This is a genomic window from Litoribacter ruber, from assembly GCF_018449405.1.
Lineage (GTDB): Bacteria > Bacteroidota > Bacteroidia > Cytophagales > Cyclobacteriaceae > Litoribacter > Litoribacter ruber.
The window spans coordinates 659,925-680,304 of record NZ_JAHCMY010000001.1; the positions used below are offsets into that span (position 1 = coordinate 659,925).

Below are 20,380 nucleotides of genomic sequence, written 5' to 3' on the forward strand. Positions count from 1 at the left end.
TTAGAGGGCGAGATTTTAAGCCCTCCTTTTACTAGCCCATAATTTATTAAATGGATGTTGAATTAGAGAATACCATTCCCACTTTTTTAATCTTAGAACATAGTACTTCGTACCTAGTACAATTTTTCAATACGCAAACCCAAACCGCTTATAAATAAAATGCATCAGCCAAGCTGGACCGATCAGGAGGAACTGTACGTCTTTGATGAAGGAGGGTTTTTTGCCCTCTATTTTGTGGCCGTAGAATTGGAAAATCCAAGCCAGGATGAAGATGATCAGACTGACTGCCCACAATGGGACCGGTGAGAGGATGGATATCAGATTGGCTACTGCCAGGCAGATGGCCGAAAATAAAAACATGCCCAGTGCCAGGGGAGGCGAAAGCAGCGCATAATAGATCAGTACAATGGCCAGCACCAATGTCGCCCAGTTGGCGAAGTTGCCCAACAGGGGCTGGAGATTTTCCAATGGACCCTGGGGAATGCTGAAAACCAGACCGACAATGCTGAAAAATATAGCCGGCACACAGACCCAGTGGATAGTTTTGTTGGTAGGGTTCTGGTGGCTCACCCCGTATTCAGCCAGTAATTCATCAATTTTTCTCATATTCCCATGGGTATAAATGTAGCTTGTATTTTAATCCATCCATTAATATACTAAATTGGGCTGAATATTTTATATGATTATTCACAATGATGCCAGCAAGAGTAATTTCCTTTGATCGGCGGGACGGAAGACCGAAGACCGAAGCCTAGTGCTATTGCGGATATACATGATTTTATCACGAATAAATGTGAGTAGTTTGAAGACGGGAGAACGTTAAATCCCGAGTATAATTCCGGTCTCCGGTCTTCCGTCTTCCGTCTCTAAAAACTTCTTCTATGCTAAGCTACTGGGAAAAGAAAAACTTTATCAATTACGATTTCATTGTGGTGGGAGCCGGGATTGTGGGGCTCTCCACGGCCATTCACCTCAAGGTCAAGTTCCCCAAAAAATCGGTTCTGGTGTTGGAAAGGGGGATTTTTCCGAGTGGGGCAAGCTCCAGAAATGCAGGTTTTGCTTGCTTTGGAAGTCTTACCGAAATCTTGGACGACCTCTACCACATGGATGAGGACGAGGTACTGGAACTGGTAGCCAGAAGGTTTAGCGGCCTGTCGGAAATCAGGGAGGTTTTTGGAGACCATGAGTTGGGCTATGAGTCCTTGGGCGGTTATGAGATGTTCAGAGAAGAAGACCATCGCAGCCTGGAAAAAATTTATCTGGTCAACTCCCTGCTGAAGGATCTATTTGGGGAGGATGTTTTTCATATGGAGAAGAACGTAAAGAAATTCGGTTTTTCCCCCGCCGTGAAAGCTGTTGTGAGGAATGACCTGGAAGGGCAACTGGATTCAGGTAAGTTTCTTAAAGCCCTTTGGCGGAAATGCCATTCCTTGGATGTGCAATTACTTACAGGGGCCGAGGTGACAGGTATCGATCGGGAAAATGGGATTGTAAAAGTGGATAACCCGGTTTATAGTTCCCAAATTGAGTTTTTTGGCCAAAAAATTGCCATTTGCACAAATGCATTCACCAAACAGCTTTTGCCTGAAATCGACATGAAGCCCGGCAGGGGTACTGTGCTGGTGTCGGAACCTATACCCGGGCTGGCCTGGAAGGGGGCTTTTCACTTTGATAAGGGTTATACTTATTTCAGAAATGTGGAGGACAGACTTTTGATAGGTGGAGGGAGAAATATGGCCTTTGAAGATGAGGAGACGGATATTTTTGGTGTAAACCAGGTGATCAAAGACTACCTGGTCAAGCTGACCAACGAGGTGATTTTTCCGGGGCAGTCAGTGAAATTCGAGATGGAGTGGTCAGGCATCATGGCCTTTGGCAGCAATAAAACTCCCGTAGTACAAAAACTTGATGAATGTACAGGGGTTGCCATACGAATGGGCGGAATGGGAGTAGCAATAGGTTGGCAAGCCGCCAAAGAGTTGGTAAACCTGTTTGAAAAGGCATAAAATCCATTATTTTTTATTAATTTCAACGTTTGTAAAATACTGAAGTACACTTGATGTTGACAAAACAGAAGCAGCCAAGCTTATTAGAAGCATTATTCCCGATAGCATTTCTTATAGTTTTATTGGTCATCAATATTGGCATTTTTGGTACCGACGGGCTTTCCGGCTCCAACCAGATGGTCTTGGTGATTTCCTCTGCTGTCGCGGCACTGGTTGCGGTTTTCAGACTAAAAATACAATGGGAAACCCTGCAGGACGGGATCGTCAAAAGCATCAGTGCGGCCATGTCGTCCATCTTGATTTTGCTGCTCATAGGTTCCCTGGCAGGAACTTGGATGCTCAGTGGGATCGTGCCGGCCATGATCTATTACGGCCTTCAGATTCTAAACCCCACCATATTCCTAATTGCCGCCTGTATTGTCAGCGCCATAGTATCCATCGCTACGGGAAGTAGCTGGACGACCGTGGCCACGGTAGGGGTTGCCCTGCTCGGTATTGGAAGGGCGCTGGGTTTTGAGGAGGGCTTGATCGCGGGTGCTATTATCTCTGGCGCTTATTTTGGGGATAAGATGTCTCCCCTTTCAGATACCACCAATTTGGCCCCAGCCATGGCGGGTACGGATCTTTTCACCCACATCAGACACATGGCCAAAACCACCGTGCCTTCCATCATTATTGCCCTGATCATATTTGGAGTGATAGGCTGGATGAGCAGTGCGGAGGGGTCTGTAAAACAGGTGAAACAGATTTCTGAGGTGATCTTGGAAAGGTTTCAAATCTCTGGCTGGCTATTTATTGTACCTGGTGTGGTACTGTTGATGATATTGAAAAAAGTGCCCGCTGTGCCAGCTCTGTTGACAGGAGCTTTGCTTGGCGGGGTGTTTGCCATAATTTTCCAACCCGATATCATTGTGGCGCTTGCCGAGGAGCCTGATAAAGGCTTTGCCTACCAGGCCTTCAAGTCGGTGATGATGGCCCTGTATGGAGAAATCAGCGTGGTCACCTCCAACGAAGTGGTAAATGAACTGCTGATCACAGGAGGAATGGCCGGTATGCTCAATACCATTTGGCTAATTATCTGTGCGATGATTTTTGGGGGAATTATGGAGGAGAGCGGCATGCTAAAGGTTATTGCCGAGGCAGTGATCAGAAAAGTACATTCCTTGGGCTCCCTTATCGCTTCCACAGCCGGTACCTGTATGTTTTTCAACGTCACTACTTCCGATCAGTATCTGGCCATTTTGGTGCCGGGAAGGATGTATGCCGATATTTATAAGAAAAGAGGTCTGAAAGGAGAGAACCTCAGTAGAACTTTAGAGGACTGTGCTACTGTTACCTCTGTGCTGGTGCCCTGGAACACCTGCGGGGCGACTCAGGCGTCCGTTTTAGGCGTGGCTACCTTAACCTACCTGCCGTATTGTTTTTTCAACATAATCAGTCCGTTCATGACCATCCTGTTCGGTTACCTGAACATCGGCATCAACTATTACTCGAAAGAGGAGATGGAGGAAATCAAAGAAAAAGAAGAAGTGGCTGTATGATCCCATTAAGAATATCAAAAACAGAAGTAAATGAATTACCGTTGGGTCAGTTTGAGGGCGATATTGTCCTAGTAGACGAACCCAAGGGCTTACCCGAATTGATAAGAGAGTTGGGCCAAGAGAACAGGTTGGGTTTTGATACGGAGACCAGGCCTGCCTTTCGAAAAGGGGTGATGTACGATGTGGCCTTGCTGCAGCTTTCCACCCCAGACAAGGCTTATTTGGTCCGCTTAAACCAGGTTGGATTTTCCGATCCATTGAAAGAACTTCTGGAGGAGCCTTCCATTGTGAAAATAGGAGCCGCAGTGAGAGATGATCTCAAAGCCCTCAAAAAGCTCAACAAATCCTTCCAGCCAGAATCCTTTTTCGACCTCAACGAAGAGCTCAAGAAAATAGGGTTTCATAATGTAGGTGTGCGAAACCTCAGTGCCATGGTTCTCAATATCCGTATTTCCAAATCCGAGCAGGTATCCAATTGGGAAGCCGACCTTCTCACCGAAAAGCAAAAACGCTACGCCGCCACCGATGCCTGGGCCTGCCTGGAAATTTTCCATGAACTGGAGAGGAAGGGGTATTTGGAGGAGTTGTTTAAGAGGGGGTTTTGATGGACTATGTACTAAGTATTATGTACTAAGTACTAAGTTAGGGCACGTGGGGGTACCAAGTACCAGGTACCAGGTACCACGTATTCGCGGCGGGGGCATTGGCTGCGCCAATGGTTTGGTGTCATTTCTTGCCTTGATGTTTTATTCACTTTTTCAACTTTTTCCACGTAGAAGCTCTGTGAAACTCCATTTTAAACCCTGAGAAACTCCGTGACCCATTTCTTACCGCGAAGAGGTTTACGGTCCTGTTAGATCCTAAATTTACTTGACACTTTTTCTCTGGGTTCTCTGAGGCTCCTCTGTGGTTATTTTGCCCCTTCTTCCTTCGTACTTACAAAATCTTAACCGACCCGATATCCCCTAATTTCTCCTTGACTATCTCGTAATTGGCTTCTCTTACTCGGATGGCCATTTTGCAGGTGTTGTCGAAGTCTTGGGATTTGATGGTGAGGTCGTAATCTTTGATCAGGCGCATGACATCGTTCATGTCCAAGTAGTCAAAAGTGAATTTGATGGGGAGAGTGACAATCTCTGTGATGATCTGATTGCTTTCAATGGCTTCCGCCGCTGCAGATTTGTAGGCCGTGATCAGGCCACCCACTCCCAGTTTTGTGCCTCCAAAATAACGTACCACCACAATTAGTACATTAGTGAGGTTGTGCGAGCGGATTTGTCCAAGTATGGGGTCTCCAGCCGAATGGTTGGGCTCCCCGTCATCATTGGCCCGGTATTGATCCTGATCCTTTCCCAACATGTAGGCATAGCAGTGGTGCCGGGCATCGTAGTATTTTTTGCGAAGCGCCTCCAACCTTTCCTTGATTTCATCCTCATCACTCACTGGATAGGCAAAAGCTAAAAATTTGCTGCCCTTTTCTTTATAAAGGCTTTCTGATTCTCCGGCAAGGGTTAAGTAGGTGTCGTCCATAGAAAGTGCAAGTTACTAGATAGCTTTACAGGAATCAATTATTTCCAGCTGATCAGGACCAAAGCAATTAATGACATGGCCACGCCAAGCAGATTAATGGGCATGAGTCTGTCTTTGAACAGCGTGACGGAAACCAAGGTGCCGCTTACGATGATGCCAATATTGACCAAGGGGTAAATCAGGGCCCCGTTTCCGCCAAAGGCTTCAAGGCTTTTGAGCAGGAAGATCATCGAAAAGTAATTGGGCAAGCCCAACATCAGCCCTCCCAGAATGGCTTTTCGGGTGATTTTAAGTTTTAAATATAAGAGCCTTCCCATTCCCCAGCAAAAGGTAAGTACAAAGATTGAAGTTACGAATACCGCATCTTCGGCGGGGCTCAGGTAGCGGATGTTGGCCAAGTTGATGAGTGTGTCCAGCATGCCACCCAAGAGGAAGATGGAAATAGGCAGCAGCAAGGTCGCTCCTCTAGGAAGGTTGATGTCCCTTTTTTCCTTTTTGATGGAGGCCAGCACAATGGCCACCAATGCCAAGGCTATGCCCAGATAATTGAGTGCTGTGAAAGCCGCCTGGCCTTTGGAGAAAATCAAGAGGCTAAAGGATACTGGGATGACCAGTGATAATTTGGACGCTATCGCCCCTACGGTGACTCCGAAAAGCTGGGTCGTTCTGGCCATCAGGGTAAAAGTGAGAATAAAGGCAAAGCTCAGAAATACTGCCAGATAACCCCATGCGGGAAAAGCATTTATGTTGCTGAAATAGGTTTTCAGGTCCCCAAAGTCGAATAGAAAGCCGGTGAGCACACAGAAGAAATAATTCATGGTGATGGCCGGAAAAGTCGGGATGCCCAGCCTGGGATAAAGGCGGAAAACCACAAAGATGAGCAAGTTGGCCAGGATACAGAGTAATAAATAAATCATGGGCGGTAAATTTTGGAAGAAATAGGCAAATAAAAAAGCTATATTCGTCTCCATGGTGCCATTAGTTACTGTTATCTGTACCTGCTACAACCAGGAAGCCTATATACAGTCCGCCTTGGACAGCGTACTTGCCCAAAAAGGGGTGGAGGTGGAGCTTTTTGTTATTGATAATGGGAGCAGGGATGGAAGTAGTGCAGAAATTGAAAAATGGCTGGCCAAACATCCGTCTTTTCCTCCCAAACTGATTTTCCGCAAGGAGTCTATCAATTACTGCAAATCCTTCAATGAAGCCCTTCGGGAATGTCGAGGTGATTATCTGGTGGACCTTTCGGGAGATGACAGATTGCTTGACGGACATCTGTCCAAGTCCATCCAAAAGCTTGAATTGCATCCTACGGCTGCGGTAAGCTTTTCGGACGCCTTACTGGTGAAGGGGGATACGCGCTATAGATTTTATGATCAAAACCGGTTTGGCCCGCCCATAAAAGAGTTTGGCGACGTGTACCTCCATGTGATCCATCAGTACTGCATATCGACTGTAACTATGGTATTTCGAACGGAAATGCTAAAGAATATCGGCGGATACGATGAGGAGTTGGTGTATGAGGATTTTGATGTGCTTTGCAGACTGGCGAGGCTGCATCCGTTTGTATTCAGTGACCATGTGGGCGTTGAGAAAACCCTCCATGCCAATGCCTATTCCCAGCAGCAATACCGCTTCCGAAACTCTGAAATGCTCTGGAGTACCCTTAAGGTCTGCCATAAGATCCATACAATGAACCAAAATGATCTTGAGAACCGGAACCTGAAACGTCGAGCCCTGCATGAAGCCAAGCACGCGCTGCTGTCGGCTAATTTTAAGGTGGGGTGGGAGTTTTTTAAGTTGGCTTTTTAGATGGGTTCACCCCTTAAGAAGTGCTTTCAGCTGATCAATAAACTCATCAAAATTTTCCTCAATAATAGTCCAGACAATTCGGTAGTCTATGCCAAAATAGTTGTGTACAATTCTGTTTCTGAAGCCTCTAATTCTGTTCCAATCAATATGTGGGTTAGCCTTCCGGAAATCTGGATCAATTTGATTAGCTGCCTCTCCTATAACTTCAAAATTCCTTATTACGGCATCAGAAGTTTTATCATCATTAAGAAAATCATTGAAGGGATAGTCTTGAGTATATATCTTGATTTTATTTGCAGATTCCAGCATATCCTCAAGAAGAAGATTTGTATCCCTTTTAGACATAAATCAATTCATCTTTAATAGCCTTAAGGTATTTTTCTTTTATTCCATTTTTGGAAACCAGGTCTACCTTCATGCCTATCAGCTGCTCTATTTCATCCGCCAGATCGATAAATTTTGATCCAATCTTGCCGTTGATCTCCACTAAAAGGTCTAAATCACTGTCAGGGGATTGTTCATTTCGGGCGTAAGAGCCAAAGATCGCGATAGACTTAATTGGGTACCGCTGGGATAGCCCCTGTTTGGACTGCTTTAAAATTTTTTCTATGTCTTTTAATTCCCTCATACCTAAATATAACAAAAATAATGCTATCGGATGTGGTAATTATTTTAAACTTTTCAGATCCCTCCAAGATAATTCAATAGCCTTTTTCGAGATAAATGTAGTTTATTAACTTAATGCAGGAGCTTAGATTTAATTCACAAAAAAACTGCAGAAAATTACCCCACCACCACTTCTAAAATTCCATTTTTGTTGAAATACCGCTGTGCAACCTTCTGCACATCGTCTGCCGTGAATTGGCGGATGAAGGCGAGTTGCTCATCGTAGAAGTCGAAGGACAGGCCGGCCTGGTTGACGTTTTTGAAACGGCTGATAAGGTCGAAGGCTGAGCTGAAACTGGACAGGAAGTGGCCGATCATGTAGTTTCTCACCGTTTCCAGTTCATCGGTGCCTACATGGTGCTGTTGCAGCTTGTCAATTTCAGTGTACACCTCATCAATCACCAAGTCGGCGTTGCCTTTCTGCACGTCAGCCATCACTATCCAGTAATCGGAAAGCCTTAAGCTACCTATTGAGCTGTATATGCCATAGGTATGACCCTTGTCTTCTCGGATGTTTTTGATCAGCCTGCTGCCAAAATATCCCCCCAATATGGTGTTGAACACCGTCAGTGCATGGTAGTCGGGGTGGGTTTTGGAAATGAGGTGCTGTCCTAGGCGTAGGCTGCTCTGCACTGCCTTGTCACGATTTTCCGCAATTCGGCGCTCGGGATAAATGTCATAGTCAGGGAGGGTGCCTTCCATGTCTAGCACGGTCAGGTCCTCAAAGTTTTTGGCTATCGCTTCAACCTGGGCATCGGAAAGATTTCCGGTGATATAGATTTCCGGATTGACCATGAGGGAAGTTTGATAAAAGTCCACCAAATCCTGTCTGAATACATTTTGGACATCCACTTCCTCCCCAACAAAGCCGTAGGGGTGCTCTTTTCCGAATAAAGCCTTTCTATAAAGCTGGTTGGCCCTGGCGCCAGTTTCTTCTCTTTGGATAGAAATGGTCAATTCCTTTTGGGATTTCCGCTTGGCCAGTTCTTTTTCAGGAAATATGGCTTCGGTAAACAGGGACCTGAAAACCGGCAATACTTCCATGAAATGTTTTTTGGTAGTCAATAACGACATCCCGCTTTGCTCAAAGCCGCTGATAACATTTACCTCTGAGGCATAATGGTCAAAAAAGGAGTCGATTTCGGCCGAACCCATGGTTTTGGTTCCTTCCAGCAACATATGCAGGGTGAAAAATGGAACCAAGGCCTTGCCGGCAGGCAAAAGGTGCTTGTTGGCCTCGGTGATTACTTCCAGCTTGACCGCGTCGATGTGCGGGGTGTGGATGAAGTAAAGGTTGATGCCGTTTTTTAAAGTAAGCTTGTTTGGGTGGGTAAGGGTGATGTTTTGGGGTATCTTAAATTCGGGTGCTTTGCTCCGGTCTAATGTCATTATCTTGGAATGTTATAGGCTAGTGAGAATCTTAACGTCTCAGCTAAAGGATGGTTTTGAACCTGGGGCACTAAATAGGAGAAATCAAACCCAAAGCGCTGATAGTTGAAGCCCACACCCATGGTGAAATATTTTCTGCCACCTTTGTTGATGTTTTCGTGGAAATAGCCCGTTCTGACCATAAATTTCTGGTCATAGGCATACTCCGCGCCAAAGGAAATCATGAATTCCTGCATCTCCTCTCTGAACCCTCCTGGGGCATCAAAGAAGGATCCGAACATTCCACTGATCAAAGGCCTATTGGGGTCTCGGCCGCTTTCAATGACCAGATTTCCCTGATTATCGGTCACCAAATTCCCTTGCTCATCTCTAGCATAAATTGGAGGTGTTGGCACCATGAGTTTGTTGAGATCCAAAGCCAAAGTTAGCCTGTTCATTTCATCCAAAGGAATGTCTAAAGCTGTACCTATTCTGAAATTGGTAGGAATGTAGTCCAAGTCCTCAATGCTGTTGTAGGTCAATTTCGGGCCAATATTTGAAATATTTACACCCCAAGACCAGAAGGCTTCCTGTCCTGCGATCATTACTTCATCTCGGTAATATACACCAATGTCCGTCCCTACACTTATCCCCGGGCGTCCCTCGTTTCCTCCTCCAGCCCCCACGTTACCCGAGAGGTTGGAATGGATGAATCTGGCTGAAATACCCAGGGAAAGGGCCTCTGACAGCTTTCGTGCGTAAGTACCGCCGATGGCGATATCTCTAGGCGTAAATTCCCCAAGTTCATTTCCACGTCCATCGGTAAGCTGAATGTCTCCCATATTGAAATAGCGCAGGTCTATCCCAAACGCGGATACATCATCAATTCTTTTATAACCGGTCAGGTAATTCAGTGACATGTCGGGCACAAGTCTTCCCAGCCAAGGGCTGTAAGAAAGTGAAAAACCCATTTGATCATCAATGAAAGCAAGCTTTGCAGCATTCCAATGCGCGGAATTGGCGTCAGGCGTGGTAGCCACACCCACATCCCCCATGGCGGAATGACGGCTATCCGGGGCAAAATTCAAAAAGGGAACGGCTGTAGTAATAGGTCTACGGTTTCTGTCCTGACCGGAAAGCAAAGCTGAGTTTTGCGCTCGCAGGGAAGTTGCCGTAAGAAGAAGCAAGGATAAAAAAGTAAATCCTTTGAAAGAGATTGAATTTATTTTCATTGAATAATTAGTTTCCCGCTCTTAGAATCAGAAGTTCCGTCGGCTTCTGACCGGAGCTCTAGTTTGTAAATATAAGTCCCTTTTGCCGGATATTTTGTTTTGGTATGCAAAAAAATCCATTCTAGGTCATCAAGCTCCGCATTAGCATGAGGATAACGCTTGGAATAGGTGAAAATTTCACCACCCCATAAATTATAGACTTTCACCTCAACCGAGAGATCCTGTCCTGGGCGGTTGTGCTGCAGCCTAAATTGTGTGCTGCTGCTTGCCGGGTTGGGGTATATCATCTGACTAAGGATTTGGAGGTTCCTGCTGCCTTCTACCACAAATTCCAAGGTAGCCGTGGAGATGTTGCCATGGTTATCATATGCCGAAAATTCCAGCGTATTTACCCCCTCTATCAGGTTGTCCAGCACTGTTGCGATTACTCCAGTCTTATAGCTGTTGTTTTTGGCCCGGTATTGCTGGGCTAGGACTGTTTCCGATCCCCTGTTAAGGGTCAATCTGGGTTGCCAGGCAGGATTTTTTTCAGAGATGAAAATCCCGCTTTCGTCTTCCAAATAGATGAAAAGTGGACTTTGAGTGGAAGGGATGATACTTCTATGGGTTTCAGAATCAAACAGGCTGAAGCGGATTTTGGGCCCATCGCTGTCGGTTGAAGGAGGGCCTTGGTTTTGGATCAGCAGCTTGTCAGCACTGAAGGCGCTTTCGCCGGTTTCATCATGGGCAAAAATCTTCAATAGGATATCACCAGCCTCACCGACTTCTGGAAGCATGATTTCTGTTTTCATAACACCATTTTCAATTTTCCCCACACCCCGAAATAGGGTCTGGTTTTCATCCAAATAAGTGGTGGCAGTTTCAATATTTCCAAGGGTCTCCTTGCTCTCCGGCTGGCCGTAAATGGAGAGGATAAAGCTGCCGTTGAAATTGGTAAGATGGCTGCCGGTAAGCGGGTCGGTAATGAGTGCTTCAATGGCCGTGTTTTCAAAGGTGCTTAAAGTATCCACTTTTCTTTCAGCAATCGAGAGATCAGGTTTGGAAGCGGTGAGCTCCGGCAGGGCAATGCGCATAGAGGGATCGCCGATGAGGGAAAAGCTCTGATTATTCTGGTTGGTAGAGGCGGTATTTTTGGTTTCTTTATAAATTTCCCCCAAGGTCAGGTTTTCACCATATGGCTTAAGAAAAGCCGCTTCCAAAAACGCCCTATTAATGGCATAATTGGAGGAACTAAATACGGGTCTGCCGGTGGTGAGTAGGGCTATGGCACCTTTTCCGGGACGGGTGAGCATTTGCTCTGCCCCGGACCTCAGAAACGGACTGTCCTGCCTGCCAAATTCACAGGTGGCCGTTACTAATATGGGAAGGTTGGCCTGTGTAGGCCAGTTGTCCAGCTGGGATACATGGAAAACCTGCTCTGCCGTGAGTACTTCCTCATTACCGTGACCCACAAAGTTTATCAACAAGACACCTTCCCGGACCTTTTCAATCAGGTTTTTTGCCGCCGCGGGGTAGCGGTTGTTTTTTTGGTCCTTTTCAAAATTGTCCAGATAGAGCTTGTCCAATACAAGTTCGGGATGGTTTTCATGTAAAAAGGCCGCGTGACGCTCGGAGTCATTGAGGTGGAGGTGGTTGTCCCCGTCATCGGCAAATAGAAGGACTTTCCTCTGCCATTCACCGCTGTTTTTTTCAACATTATCATAGGCAATCAATTTGTCCACCATGTTCACCGCCTCCTGAACATTGATGGCCGGCAATCGGCCAACGCCTATTTGAAGGTTTTGGCTGGAAAAATCGAGCTGGGCAAAATAGTCATCCGTGCTATATGTCGCCAAAGGGTTGAGGCTTTCCTTGGAGGTGAAAGTGGGAATTAGATTCGGCCTCCCACCCACAACTCCTTTATAATCAAAGGTGCCTTTGCCCATTAAAAGCACATGTTGCAACTGGCCATTTTGGTGGTATTCCCTGGCTATGAAATTTCTTATGGCCGCTATGTCCCTGTTTCCGTAGCCATAGGCATCGTAAATCGCAGGCAAAACGACCACGTTGGCCTTTATTCCCTGTCTGGATCTATGCTCAGCCAATCGCCTGGCCTGGTTTTGCAAAAGTGGAACAGTTATGATCAGCAGGTTGGCATCCAAAGCTTCATTATTCAACTGCATATCCGCTGCTTGCACACTTGAGATGGCCTTGACTGAGTTCTGGTCGAAAAGGGCGATTTTGGGAGAAATGAGGGGGTGGAGGCCTGATTCCAGATTTTGGATGTTTCCATCCGCTTCAATTGACCACGTATATTTTCCCGCAGGGGCAGAAATTTGCTTGCTATTTAACAAATGGTAAATCCCGGTTGATTGATTGCTGAGCACCTCGGGGAGGCCGATGGTCACATAATCTATGTAGCCCATGCCGTTGGGGTTGGAGCTTTGATATAAGAAACTCGCTTTGACACCTGTGGAGGCATTGATAGAATGGAAACCACTCGATCTGGCTGTTCTGCCCTTGATGCCATAGGTGCTGTTGGGGATGGCCTCAAAAGTCAGCTGCTCCACTTCCTCATCGTTGAGCCTGAATGTATAGCTGCTGCTGCCCACCGATTGCCCCAGGAGGTTGAAATCGTAATAGATGGGGTGGGAGGCGGTGGAGGCGTTGAAGAATAGATTTTGCAACTGACCATTTAGACTGCGATTGCCCCACCATTGCCTGCCGGAGTTGAGCAGGTTGTGGGTTTCCTCTTTTTTTGTGAAAAGTTTGTAAGCAAGTGTATTTACTTCCCCTTGATGATTGGAACCAACCGTTTCGATTTGCCTTTCTGGTGGCAAACCGGTTTGGATCAGATAATAAAGTGTGTCGGAATAGGGGTGATGATGGTATTCAAGGTCCGGCTGGGTAAAATGCGGGCCTGATGCATAAAAATACAGTTCGCCATTGATCTCCATGGCGGGGATTTCATTCAGAGTGGCAAAGCTGCTGTCCAGTTCCGATGGCAGGCTGCCCTGATACCCGAGGATCCTGAGTTGGGAAATATCCCCGCCTAATTGGGAGGCCTGCTGGGAAGTGATTTTGTAGATGCCTTCTTCGGTGATTGGAAATTTAAAATAGCTGCTTTGGGCCATCAGGGAAAATGGCCCGGCCAGACAGGTAATGAGCAGAAATAAAAAGTGGTATGGCCTAAATTTTCCCATCGCTTTTCACGAGCCTTTCAATCATCGACAGCACAATGTAGGAAATAATTATGAAAGGTATACCTGCCAGTCCGGCGAATAAAAGACTTGCCACAGCAATAAGGATGACCAAATACCTGAAAACATTTCCTTCAAGGCCAAATGACTTGAATTTTAGGGCAATCAATGGAAGCTCGGCCACCAATAAGTAGGACATGACCAAGGTGAGTACTACCAGAAATACCGGGTTGTAGATTACATTGGACGCTGTTTCTGATTTTTCGGCAAGGAATGGCAACGTGGATAGCAATAGCGCCGTAGCCGGGGTAGGCACGCCAATAAACCTATCGGTCTGACGGGTGTCTATGTTGAATTTTGCCAGGCGGAATGCTGACATCACCCCAATAGCAAAGCCTATAAAAGGCAGATAGGGCTCAGGGGAGGAGCTTTCCAGCATTTTGAAAATGATAAAGCTTGGCAACACCCCAAAAGTGACCAAATCAGCTAGGGAATCCATCTGCTTTCCCATCTCACCGGAAACATTCAGGAGCCTGGCTGCAAAGCCATCAAAGAAATCAAAAAAGGCCGCTGCAAAGATGAAATAAGCGCCAAAGGTTATTTGCCCTTCTAGAACAAAATAAATCCCGGCCATCCCTGAAATCAGGTTCAAAGCTGTCAGGGAGTTGGGAACGTGTTTTTTGATCGTCAAAATCTGGCCCTTTCTCCTACGAATGGATTGTGGATTTTCTCCTGTCCAATGGTGGTCTCAGGGCCGTGACCCGGATATACCACTGTCTCATCAGGAAGGGTAAACATTTGGGTTCTGATCGCATTTAGGAGTGTATCGTGGTCGCCACCAGGCAAGTCGGTACGGCCAATACTTCCTTCAAATAAGGTGTCTCCTCCAATGCAGTTTCCTGATTCTTTGTGATAAAACACCACGTGTCCAGGGGCGTGACCGGGTACCCATATGACTTGTAGGTTGGTGTTTCCAAACCTGACGTCTTCGCCTTCTTTGAGATATTCATCGATGGCAGTGGGCTCAAATTGCTGGAAGCCGTAGTTGGAAGCGTATGACTCCACTGACTTTAGCACCACCTCATCGTCGGGGTGTACGTGCAAATCCACACTGTATTTCCTTTTGACAAATGCATTTCCCAGCACATGGTCAATGTGGCAGTGGGTGTTGAGCAGTTTGACCACCTTGAGTCCTTTGGAAAGAATGAAGTTATGCAGCATTTCTTTTTCCTCCTTTTCGTAGCAGCCAGGGTCTACGATGACAGCCTCCTTGGTTTCGTCATATAGGACATAGGTGTTTTCCTGAAAAGGGTTGAAGGTAAAGGTTTTTATTTCTAGCATGTTGGAATCATTTTCATTGAATGCCAAAAATAACAAAGAAAGACTTTAATTTTGGGCATGGAAGTAGATTTTTTACTCATAGGGCAGGGGCTTGCCGGTACAGTTTTGTCACACCGCCTGATTCAGGAAGGAAAAAGCGTTCACTTAATCGATGAGCCTAAAGCCAACCTAAGCACCCGCATTGCAGCTGGTCTTTACAATCCCATTACGGGAAAGAAGATGGTGAAAACGTGGCTTGCTGATTCTCTTTTTCCTGAAATAGGCCCTCTCTACCGGTCTTTGGAAAAGAAACTGGATGCCCATTTTTTCCATCCCAGAAAGATTTATAGACCTTTTTTGTCCATTGAGGAGCTCAATGAGTGGATGGGCAGAAGTGGGGATGAAAATTTTCAGGATTATATCGACCAAGTTATCAGCAAGCCACTGTATGAGGAGGTGGTGAATCCCTACGGTGGGGTGATGTTAAAAAATTCCGGTTATGTGGATCTAAACCGTATGCTGGACAGCTACCAGCAATATTTACTTGGGGAAGGTCTCTTGACCCAGGAAAGATTTGACGAGGAAAAGCTTACAGTATTGGAGGCCTATGTGGAGTACAATGGGATAAAAGCTTCCAAGGTTGTTTATTGCAATGGTCTTGGATCACTGGACAGCCGTTTTTTCAACTTTTTGCCATTCGCCCCGGTGAAAGGGGAGGTGCTGGAACTGGAAGAGGGATTCCAGCCTGAGGAGATCATCAATAGGGGTGTTTTTAGAATTACACTTCCGGACGGCAGATTGAAGGTGGGTTCTACTTATAGCAAGCATGATCTGGATACGGGGGTGACCGAAAGGGCCAAGGAGGAGATTTTGGAGAAATATGATAAGTTAATCCGTAATGGGGAGAAAAAAATAATTTCACACCGCTACGGCATCCGGCCTGCCACCAGGGATCGTAAACCATTTTTAGGTAAACATCCTGAATATGAAAGCGTTTATATCTTTAATGGATTTGGGGCAAAGGGCGTTTCGCTGGTGCCTTATTTAAGTAAAATGATGACCAATCTATTACTTTTAAATCAGGAAGTGGATAAAGATGTTAATATAAGTCGTTTTTTTAAGTATATTTAAGAGAGTGTTTACCCTACATACATGAAGCTGAGATTACTGTTAGTATTGAGTTTTGTGCTACTTTTTGGTTTTACTCCTGAAACCAAAGCGCAATTTGACCGGGAGAGGTTCGGAAAAAACCGTGTTCAACATAAGAATATGGAATGGTCGTACTATTCTTCCAATAATTTTGAAGTTTACTATTACGACGGAGGCCAAGCCAAGGCCCGGATGGCGATTGACTATCTGGAATCCCAATTTGACCGGATCACCCAGATGATTGGGTATGTGGCTTACACCAAGCCGAAGGTCTTTATTTACAATTCGCGCGAAGACCTCCTTCAGAGTAATCTCAATCTCAACAAAAATGAATACACCGTAGATGGTCAAACCTATTTCAGCAAGCTTCTGGCTGAAGTCCCCTTCACAGGCCAATATCCCGAATTTAAGGAAGAGTTAATTTATGGGGTGTCCAAGGCCATCATCGAGGAAATGCTTTACGGCTCATCCATTGCCGATGCTTTCCAGTCCAATCTGATCAATAGTTTCCCGGAGTGGTTTGTAGATGGAGCAGCGCTTTATTTGGCAAAAGGTTGGAGCAGGGAGATGGATGATTTTGTCCGCCACTACCTTCACAACAATCCCCGGCCGCGAATGCACAGATTGAGGGATGAGGAAGCTGGATTGGTGGGGCAGTCCATTTGGAACTTCATCGTGGAAAAATACGGACGTAGATATATCTCCAGCATATTAAACCTCAGTAGGATCAACAGAAATGAGGAAAACAGTATTGCCAACACCATAGGGATCAACTACCGCAACTTTTCTGATCAATGGAGAGGGTATTATGTGGGACTGAACGAGCCGGTATTGTCAACTTTTAAAAGTATCAATGAGGATAAGGTAATAACCACCACCAGCCCCAGAAGGCAGGGCAGCATAAACGATGTGAAGTTCAGCCCTGACGGGAAAAACCTTGCCTATGTTCAGAACACCAACGGTAAATACAGGGTAGTGGTGCGTGACCTGAGTTCGGGAAGGGAAAGAGCCGTTTATAGGGGGGGATACAATGTGGACGACCAGCGGCCTAACTTCACTTCCCCAGTAATTGCCTGGAAGGATACCTTGAACTTAGCCATTGCAACTTTTAGAAGGGGAACCTCCACCTTGAGACTTCGCGCTATTGACGGCAGCGGTCAAGATAAAATCTTCCTGAGAAATCTTACCCAGATCTTGGATATAGACTTTAATTCCAATGGCCGCAACATGGTGCTTTCTGCCATTTCAAATGGCAAAACTGAAATCTATACTTTGAACATGAGAGGACAGGGGAGAAGGTTGACTAATGATGTGTTTGACAACATCAGTCCGGTATTTTTAAATGACAGCACGATAGTGTTTTCTTCCAATCGTACCGATTTGCCCGACAGTCTTTTGAATGAACGGATTTTTGATATTTCTAATTTAGCGGATTATTATAACCTTTTCCGAATTGATGTTGGCGATTCGGTGGTCACCACACGACTGACGAATACCAATACCAAAAACTTTAGGCCAAGGGTACTCAATAGGAATTTTGTTTTGCATTTAAGCGACCAGAGTGGGATCATGAATGTGAGTAGGTATGGGTTGGGATCCTCGGTGTCCAGCCAGGTTTCCGCCTTCAACAAAAGCCTGATAGCATTTGACTATTCTCCCCAAACCAACCAGTGGGCCTATTCGGTACAGGATGGTATCCAAAGTAAGTTGGTGGTGGAGACATTTCCCAACCTAGACCAATTCACGCCTAGCACACCCAGGGTGCAATTGGCTCAGGCCAAGTTGCTAAACGAACGGACAGCTACCAGAAGAGATCGCAGGGAGACACCGGCCGAACGCCGAACCCAGCAAAGGGCGGTTCGACCAGATGAGGTGGTTACGGATACCATAACCCCAGCGCCTACAGTGGATATTAACCTTGACGATTTGCTGATTGGCGGCGGTGGTGTAGCTAGGGATACCGTGGCCACTACTCCACAAACTGGTACTATCAATACCGATAGGTTGCGGTTTGAAGGAAGAGGTGGGATAGATACAGATAATTATGTGTTTGATACGGTACCAGAAATCGATAGGTCAACACGCCTAGCAGGTGCAGGGAGAAGTTCAGCCTTGGATGCCTATAGGCAGCAGACCATGCAAAAAAGAGTGACCGGACCAAACACCTATGTGCCTAGATTTATTGCCAGCAGTCTGAATACCAATTTTGTTGTGGATCCGCTTCGTGGATTTGGGGTTAGCCTCAACGCCGAGATGACTGACCTTTTGGACAACCACGCCTTCAGAGGCGGAATCATGACCACCCTAGATTTCAGGTCTGGATCGGACGTGTTCTTTGAGTATGAATATCTCAAGCAGAGAATTGATGTAAGGGGAAGGTTTGATAGAAGGGCGGTATTGTGGTCTGAAGGAATTGAAACCTATCAGCGCTATGTACTGACCAAAACCGAGTTAGGATTTAGCTATCCTTTCACGGTTCACTCCAGGGTTATGTTGGCTCCTTTTGTGGCAAAAACTCAGTATTTCAATCTAAATCCGGATTCCATTATCAGGGGAGGGGAAGGAATGGAAAACAGGCTTGATATCAACTATGCGGGTGGTAGGGCTGAATTTGTGGTGGATAGAACCAACCAGCTGGGCTTGTATATGCAGCAAGGCTTCAAGGGTAAAATCGGGTTCGTCCACTACCAAGGCCTGAATGAAAGCCAGCGTTCTTTCAGCAATGCTTACCTGGACTTGAGAAATTACCAGAAGGTGTCCAAGAATATCACTTTGGCAACCCGTCTCTTTGCAGGCTCATTTTTTGGGAACAATCCGCAAACCTACATGGTGGGCGGAATGGACAACTGGCTCTTTAACCAGTTTTATGAACCTCCAGCCAATAGGCCAGAAGCCAGTCCAGTGAGGAACCCTACAGGAAGAGAAAATACCAACTTGCTGTTTGCTGAATTTGTGGATCTGAGGGGGTATGATTACGATGAGATCAGGGGGAATAATGTGATCACCTTTTCAGCTGAATTGAGAATCCCTATTTTCTCCTATTTATCAAGAGGGAATATAGCCTCTAATTTCGTGAAGAATTTCCAGCTTGTAGGTTTCTATGATGCGGGTTCATCCTGGAATGAAGCTGCGCCGTGGGAGAGAATCAACGATAGAAACACCGAGGTGATAGATACCGAAGGGTCACCTTTTAATATTACCGTCAACAATTTTAGCAATCCATGGCTGCAGAGTTATGGTGCTGGCTTAAGGACTGTTTTGCTCAATTATTATGTGAAATTTGATGTGGCCAGGCCTGTGAGGGATTATACTGTGGAGAGACCGAGATTTTATGTGACGTTGGGGTATAATTTTTAGAAGACGGAAGACGTAAGAAAAGTAGGCCACAAAGGGCAAAAAGGGCACAAAGGGCACAAAATTAAAAAGAAGTAACAAAAGGGCCTCTTCACGGAAATAATTTGCAAAAAGATTAATTGGCCACAAAAGACACTTAGTGGAAAGGAAGTACACAAAGGCTTCATTGCGTAGAATTTGCATAGTTACCATTTCGGGTATTCTTGACGGAAGACCGAATGATGAGAGAAAACATTAAATATTGAAATAAGAAAGTATGATTAAATCTATGACGGGCTATGGTGTGGCCAATCTTGAAAATGATGACTACATCATAAATGTTGAGGTCAAGACTTTGAACTCCAAGTTTTTGGATTTGTCCTTGAGGAGTCCGCGACAATTTAGCGATAAAGAATTGGAAGTAAGGAATGTCGTAAATGGCATTTTAGAAAGAGGAAAAGTGAATTTGACTATAGAATTTACGGCCAAAAAGAGCAATGAACTGCCCGTTTCAATCAATGAGGAGCTTTTTGAAGCCTATTTCGAAAAGTATGCCACCATGGCCGGAAAGGTTGGGGTGGACAGTCCTGAGCTGTTTAAAATAGCCCTTCAGTCTCCGAATGTAACCTCAGTGCTAACTGAATCTGCCAGTGGGGACGCGGATTGGGAAGTGGTGAAAAGGGTGATGGTGGAGGCTTTGGAGCACTGCGATGAGTATAGAAAGGACGAAGGAGCAGTGTTGGCCAGAAAGATGGAAGAGAACATCAGCATCATCAGGGATGGACTGAAGAAAGTGGAAGTTGAAGACCCGATCCGAAAAGATAGGATTAAAGAGCGGATTAGAAATAACTTCAAGGAATTCTTGGACGAGAATTCATTTGACGCCAACAGGTTTGAACAGGAACTTATCTATTACTTTGAGAAGATTGATATCACAGAGGAAATCGTGAGGTTGGGCACCCACCTTGATTATTTTGACAAAATCCTATCAAGCGATAAGAGCCAGGGTAAAAAACTTGGTTTTATCAGTCAAGAAATCGGTAGAGAGATTAATACCATTGGATCGAAGGCCAATGATGCTTCAATTCAAAGACATGTGATCATCATGAAGGATGAGCTTGAAAAGATAAAAGAGCAGGCTTTGAATATCTTGTAGTAGATAGCTAATAGTCCACAGTCCATAGTCGATAGCTACTTTGGATCGTGGACAAAAAAAAAGGACTCTTTTCGAGTCCTTTTTTTTT

At 45.6% G+C, this 20,380-nt stretch carries 17 protein-coding genes; 7 read left to right on the plus strand and 10 right to left on the minus strand.

What is annotated here, in order from left to right; translation table 11 throughout:
* Positions 1-126: 126 nt before the first annotated feature.
* Complete coding sequence (locus KI659_RS02820; RefSeq protein ID WP_213943811.1) at positions 127-606, minus strand: Mpo1 family 2-hydroxy fatty acid dioxygenase; 480 nt, start codon at positions 604-606, stop codon at positions 127-129.
* A gap of 275 nt (positions 607-881) precedes the next feature.
* Between KI659_RS02820 and KI659_RS02825 the strand changes: the two genes are divergently transcribed.
* The 3 genes from KI659_RS02825 to KI659_RS02835 are packed head-to-tail and all read left to right on the plus strand — an operon-like array spanning position 882 to position 4,152.
* Positions 882-2,006: an NAD(P)/FAD-dependent oxidoreductase gene (locus tag KI659_RS02825; protein ID WP_213943812.1), complete on the plus strand. Its 1,125-nt coding sequence runs from the start codon at positions 882-884 to the stop codon at positions 2,004-2,006.
* Positions 2,007-2,059: 53 nt separating this feature from the next.
* The gene (gene nhaC, locus KI659_RS02830; RefSeq protein ID WP_213943813.1) at positions 2,060-3,547 is read left to right on the plus strand and encodes a Na+/H+ antiporter NhaC; all 1,488 of its coding nucleotides are present in this window, start codon (positions 2,060-2,062) and stop codon (positions 3,545-3,547) included.
* Positions 3,544-4,152, plus strand: a complete 609-nt coding sequence (locus KI659_RS02835; RefSeq protein ID WP_213943814.1) for a 3'-5' exonuclease — start codon at positions 3,544-3,546, stop codon at positions 4,150-4,152. Before nhaC ends, KI659_RS02835 begins: the two co-directional genes overlap by 4 nt.
* Before the next feature lie 331 nt (positions 4,153-4,483).
* Here the strand turns inward: KI659_RS02835 and KI659_RS02840 are convergent, their stop codons facing one another.
* Together KI659_RS02840 and KI659_RS02845 are read right to left on the minus strand one after the other, a co-directional pair.
* On the minus strand, positions 4,484-5,077 hold the full coding sequence (locus KI659_RS02840; RefSeq protein WP_213943815.1) for an IMPACT family protein: 594 nt from the start codon (positions 5,075-5,077) through the stop codon (positions 4,484-4,486).
* Between the two features lie 38 nt (positions 5,078-5,115).
* Positions 5,116-5,994 (minus strand): hypothetical protein, encoded by an 879-nt coding sequence (locus KI659_RS02845; protein ID WP_213943816.1) that lies wholly within the window; start codon positions 5,992-5,994, stop codon positions 5,116-5,118.
* A 52-nt stretch (positions 5,995-6,046) separates the two neighbouring features.
* On the opposite strand from KI659_RS02845, the gene KI659_RS02850 reads away from it, so the two are divergent.
* On the plus strand, positions 6,047-6,889 hold the full coding sequence (locus KI659_RS02850) for a glycosyltransferase family 2 protein (protein ID WP_213943817.1): 843 nt from the start codon (positions 6,047-6,049) through the stop codon (positions 6,887-6,889).
* Between the two features lie 6 nt (positions 6,890-6,895).
* On the opposite strand, the gene KI659_RS02855 is transcribed toward KI659_RS02850, so the two are convergent.
* The 7 genes from KI659_RS02855 to KI659_RS02885 form a co-directional block, all read right to left on the minus strand.
* A complete protein-coding gene (locus tag KI659_RS02855) occupies positions 6,896-7,234 on the minus strand; it encodes a HepT-like ribonuclease domain-containing protein (RefSeq protein WP_213943818.1) in 339 nt (112 codons plus the stop codon).
* Positions 7,227-7,517 carry a nucleotidyltransferase family protein gene (locus tag KI659_RS02860; protein WP_213943819.1) on the minus strand — a complete coding sequence of 97 codons (291 nt, stop codon included), beginning with the start codon at positions 7,515-7,517 and terminating at the stop codon, positions 7,227-7,229. The genes KI659_RS02855 and KI659_RS02860 overlap by 8 nt, the downstream gene beginning before the upstream one ends.
* Positions 7,518-7,672: 155 nt before the next feature.
* Complete coding sequence (locus KI659_RS02865; protein WP_213943820.1) at positions 7,673-8,944, minus strand: M16 family metallopeptidase; 1,272 nt, start codon at positions 8,942-8,944, stop codon at positions 7,673-7,675.
* Positions 8,944-10,155 (minus strand): type IX secretion system outer membrane channel protein PorV, encoded by a 1,212-nt coding sequence (gene porV / locus KI659_RS02870; RefSeq protein ID WP_213943821.1) that lies wholly within the window; start codon positions 10,153-10,155, stop codon positions 8,944-8,946. The genes KI659_RS02865 and porV overlap by 1 nt, the downstream gene beginning before the upstream one ends.
* Complete coding sequence (gene porU / locus KI659_RS02875) at positions 10,152-13,337, minus strand: type IX secretion system sortase PorU (RefSeq protein ID WP_213943822.1); 3,186 nt, start codon at positions 13,335-13,337, stop codon at positions 10,152-10,154. The genes porV and porU overlap by 4 nt, the downstream gene beginning before the upstream one ends.
* A complete protein-coding gene (pssA, locus tag KI659_RS02880; protein ID WP_213943823.1) occupies positions 13,324-14,025 on the minus strand; it encodes a CDP-diacylglycerol--serine O-phosphatidyltransferase in 702 nt (233 codons plus the stop codon). Before pssA ends, porU begins: the two co-directional genes overlap by 14 nt.
* Positions 14,022-14,675 (minus strand): MBL fold metallo-hydrolase, encoded by a 654-nt coding sequence (locus KI659_RS02885; protein WP_213943824.1) that lies wholly within the window; start codon positions 14,673-14,675, stop codon positions 14,022-14,024. The genes pssA and KI659_RS02885 overlap by 4 nt, the downstream gene beginning before the upstream one ends.
* 57 nt (positions 14,676-14,732) lie before the next feature.
* On the opposite strand from KI659_RS02885, the gene KI659_RS02890 reads away from it, so the two are divergent.
* The 3 genes from KI659_RS02890 to KI659_RS02900 all read left to right on the plus strand — a co-directional run bounded on the left by KI659_RS02890 (position 14,733) and on the right by KI659_RS02900 (position 20,292).
* Positions 14,733-15,785, plus strand: a complete 1,053-nt coding sequence (locus KI659_RS02890; protein WP_213943825.1) for an NAD(P)/FAD-dependent oxidoreductase — start codon at positions 14,733-14,735, stop codon at positions 15,783-15,785.
* A gap of 21 nt (positions 15,786-15,806) precedes the next feature.
* The gene (locus KI659_RS02895; RefSeq protein ID WP_213943826.1) at positions 15,807-19,160 is read left to right on the plus strand and encodes a PD40 domain-containing protein; all 3,354 of its coding nucleotides are present in this window, start codon (positions 15,807-15,809) and stop codon (positions 19,158-19,160) included.
* A 253-nt stretch (positions 19,161-19,413) separates the two neighbouring features.
* The gene (locus KI659_RS02900) at positions 19,414-20,292 is read left to right on the plus strand and encodes a YicC/YloC family endoribonuclease (protein ID WP_213943827.1); all 879 of its coding nucleotides are present in this window, start codon (positions 19,414-19,416) and stop codon (positions 20,290-20,292) included.
* Positions 20,293-20,380 lie beyond the last annotated feature (88 nt).

Coding starts and splice junctions, on each gene's coding strand:
- KI659_RS02820 (WP_213943811.1), bottom strand. CDS start 606: ATGAGAAAAATTGATGAATTACTGGCTGAATACGGGGTGAGCCACCAG.
- KI659_RS02825 (WP_213943812.1), top strand. CDS start 882: ATGCTAAGCTACTGGGAAAAGAAAAACTTTATCAATTACGATTTCATT.
- nhaC (WP_213943813.1), top strand. CDS start 2,060: ATGTTGACAAAACAGAAGCAGCCAAGCTTATTAGAAGCATTATTCCCG.
- KI659_RS02835 (WP_213943814.1), top strand. CDS start 3,544: ATGATCCCATTAAGAATATCAAAAACAGAAGTAAATGAATTACCGTTG.
- KI659_RS02840 (WP_213943815.1), bottom strand. CDS start 5,077: ATGGACGACACCTACTTAACCCTTGCCGGAGAATCAGAAAGCCTTTAT.
- KI659_RS02845 (WP_213943816.1), bottom strand. CDS start 5,994: ATGATTTATTTATTACTCTGTATCCTGGCCAACTTGCTCATCTTTGTG.
- KI659_RS02850 (WP_213943817.1), top strand. CDS start 6,047: ATGGTGCCATTAGTTACTGTTATCTGTACCTGCTACAACCAGGAAGCC.
- KI659_RS02855 (WP_213943818.1), bottom strand. CDS start 7,234: ATGTCTAAAAGGGATACAAATCTTCTTCTTGAGGATATGCTGGAATCT.
- KI659_RS02860 (WP_213943819.1), bottom strand. CDS start 7,517: ATGAGGGAATTAAAAGACATAGAAAAAATTTTAAAGCAGTCCAAACAG.
- KI659_RS02865 (WP_213943820.1), bottom strand. CDS start 8,944: ATGACATTAGACCGGAGCAAAGCACCCGAATTTAAGATACCCCAAAAC.
- porV (WP_213943821.1), bottom strand. CDS start 10,155: ATGAAAATAAATTCAATCTCTTTCAAAGGATTTACTTTTTTATCCTTG.
- porU (WP_213943822.1), bottom strand. CDS start 13,337: ATGGGAAAATTTAGGCCATACCACTTTTTATTTCTGCTCATTACCTGT.
- KI659_RS02885 (WP_213943824.1), bottom strand. CDS start 14,675: ATGCTAGAAATAAAAACCTTTACCTTCAACCCTTTTCAGGAAAACACC.
- KI659_RS02890 (WP_213943825.1), top strand. CDS start 14,733: ATGGAAGTAGATTTTTTACTCATAGGGCAGGGGCTTGCCGGTACAGTT.
- KI659_RS02895 (WP_213943826.1), top strand. CDS start 15,807: ATGAAGCTGAGATTACTGTTAGTATTGAGTTTTGTGCTACTTTTTGGT.
- KI659_RS02900 (WP_213943827.1), top strand. CDS start 19,414: ATGATTAAATCTATGACGGGCTATGGTGTGGCCAATCTTGAAAATGAT.